This window comes from uncultured Campylobacter sp. (assembly GCF_938031315.1).
In the GTDB taxonomy this organism is placed as follows: Bacteria; Campylobacterota; Campylobacteria; order Campylobacterales; family Campylobacteraceae; genus Campylobacter_B.
Map to the genome: position 1 here is coordinate 1 of NZ_CALHHT010000457.1, position 2,331 is coordinate 2,331.

2 protein-coding genes are annotated in these 2,331 nt (G+C 42.7%); both read right to left on the bottom strand.

The features are described from left to right. Positions 1-1,095: 1,095 nt before the first annotated feature. A complete protein-coding gene (locus tag Q0236_RS11410; RefSeq protein ID WP_297918085.1) occupies positions 1,096-1,977 on the bottom strand; it encodes an ABC transporter ATP-binding protein in 882 nt (293 codons plus the stop codon). 19 nt (positions 1,978-1,996) lie between these two features. Further along, the coding region (locus tag Q0236_RS11415) for a zinc ABC transporter substrate-binding protein (RefSeq protein WP_297918089.1) at positions 1,997-2,331 on the bottom strand (335 nt) is incomplete at its 5' end.

Consider the following 2,331-nt stretch of genomic DNA (forward strand, 5'->3'; position numbering starts at 1 on the left):
TATCGCCTAACAAAATATGTTTTTTCGCGCTGACGGTCTCTTCCTTTAGAATTTCAAACATTTATCCTCCGAGCCGAGCCGCTGGGCCCAAACTATAAAATCTTAAAAGCCTAGCCCTACTTTAAAATTTAGAGGCAAAGCCAGATAGAATTTACGCAAACCTCATAGCCATAAGGTCTTGCAAAATAAAATTTTGAAAAATTCTGCGCAGACCTAGCTGCGCAAGAGCTTTAGCAAAATGAAATTTTAAAAATTTCGCGCAAGCTAAACTGGGCGGAATTTTATAAATTGCTTGGCTAATAAATTCCTTCAAGCGTACAAATCCTACTGAATCTTTAAGCTCTCTACCAAGCTGGCGAATTTTTAAGGTCACGAATTTTGCTGAGCTAAATTTCAAAAAGCTTAGCTTAGCTTTAAAACTTGAGCGGGCAGGATTTATCTGAGCGCAAATTTCACGCGAGATAGGCTAAACGACGCCCTCCGAACGACCTAGCGAAATTTCATTGAGCCCGACAAGACGAAATTAAAATTTCGCATAAATCTAGAAAACCGGGTTAATGAAAACCTGTCATAGCTCATTAAGCGAGTTTAACGCGCAAGCTTCGAGCCGTTAGAGCTTTTCAAATTTCAAAGCCACAAAATCCAGGCAAAATTCCAAATCTAAAAATTTTAAGTTTGCGCGAAGCTTCACATTAAATTTTTTACCAAGATCGCATGATAGAATTCGCGCAACTCCTGACAAAAAAGTAAGCTAAAAGCCGCCAAATTTAAAAATAAACCCACCACGCCAATTAATAAATTCAAAGAAGGAATTTAACGGCGCCTGTCTGCGCAAAATCTAAAATTTAAAGCTTAATTCCCACACGCTATCTAGGATCGCATTGCAATTTTGCTCTAGTCTGCGTTTAAATTTTGTGTTTCATGAAAATCTAAGCGCGATGCGAATGAAATTTTAAAATCTCACCGTATTTTGCGGGCAAATCTAGCTAAAATTTCGCAAAATCCCTCGTCTAAATTCCATAAAAGCCTGTATTTAAATCTCTAATCTAGTTGAAATTTCTCACCCAGGCACGCCCAAAAAGTTTGCCTATAAGTTTAAATTTTACGCAGAGTGATATTAAAGGCTTTGGCACCCGCTTTGACCTCATCGCCTACTTGCAAGCCATCGGCTTCTGCATTGCTTAGCACCACTTCGCACAGCTGACTGCCGATCGCTACGACAGCCACTTTGACCCCGTCGCGTGCTTGCAAATCGACAATCTTGCCCACGAAAGAAAACTTCTGCGAGCCGCTAGTTTTAAGGAAAATTTCCTCCGGCGTACCGGTGCGGACGATCCTGCCGTCCTTCATCTCATAAACCCGCTTGCAAAGCCTATAAATCTCACTCACATCGTGGCTTACCAAGATCACGGTCTGATGAAACTGCTCGTGGATCTTTAGCAAATACTCTTGGATTTTTTCACGCATCGTAAAATCAAGCGCCGAAAGCGGCTCGTCAAGTAGCAAAATTTCAGGCTCTTGCATCAGTGCGCGAGCAAGTGCTACGCGCTGCTTCTGCCCGCCTGACAATTGCGAAATCTGTCGATCGGCATACGCTTCTATCCCCATTGTTTGCAAAGCCTGCCGCGCCTTTTGATGATCCGCTTCCTTTGGCCGCCTCAGCCAGCCCAGATCCGCATAGCGCCCCATCAATACAACTTCATGTACGGTAATGGGAAACTTCCAATTGACTGCTGAAATCTGCGGGACATACGCAATCATGTGACGGCTGGCCGCAATTGATTTTTCATGAATTTTGATATTTCCGGAAAGCGGTTTTATAAAACCGAGTATGCATTTTAATAATGTCGATTTTCCGGCTCCGTTAGGCCCGACAATGGCCGTAAGAGATTTTTCTTCAATATCCGTATTAATGTCTCTTAAAACGAGGTCGCCGCCATATGATGCGGATAGATTTGTAATCTGAATACATTTCATATGTTCTTTGCAACCATTTCTATTTCAGATTGGAGACAATCAGATCAACGTCAAAACGATACATGTCAATATAGGTATCACCTTTTTGACCCTTTGGCGCTAACGAGTCGCTGAACAGCTCCTGATCCTGACCGCTGACAATCTTTACATCAAAACCTTTTGCCTTGCACGATTCGCGCAATTTCTCCATTCTCGCCGGATCGGTTGTTGATTCGGCAAAAATCGCCTTAATTCGATGCTGTACGATAAACTCCGCCGTTTCCGCCATATCACGATTTGACAATTCCGCATCCGTACTAACTCCCTGCGGCGCTTTCACCTGCATCTGATAACAGCGTGCAAAATATTGAAATG

Coding starts and splice junctions, on each gene's coding strand:
- Q0236_RS11410 (WP_297918085.1), bottom strand. CDS start 1,977: ATGAAATGTATTCAGATTACAAATCTATCCGCATCATATGGCGGCGAC.